A 295-nucleotide genomic window follows, 5' to 3' on the forward strand; every position below is an offset into this window, starting at 1 on the left:
AGCGTTTTCACCATAGGCACACACGCCAACACCAATCCCGCTGGCGAGCGATACACTGCCTGCTCATGCCCCACATACCCGCACGCTTGATAAAAGCTCACCGCGTTCAACGTCGAATCCAGCACCACTTGCGCAACGGCATGCTGCCGCGCGACGTCCTCCAGATGGTCAAGCATGGCTTTGCCATAACCGCGCCCGGTAAATGCGGACCGTACGAACAACGCCCCTATTTCGTTGTTGGCAAGATCGAGCATGCCGGTGATGACGGCTTCACCTTCACCCATCCGATGTAGAC

At 57.6% G+C, this 295-nt stretch carries 1 protein-coding gene; it reads right to left on the bottom strand.

The window, feature by feature from the left end; all coding sequences use genetic code 11:
* Window positions 1-295, bottom strand: a 295-nt coding sequence (locus AC0L3U_RS39105; RefSeq protein ID WP_473365076.1) for a GNAT family N-acetyltransferase, incomplete at both ends; no start/stop codon positions are given.

Source organism: Bradyrhizobium sp. Kon69, from assembly GCF_055807515.1.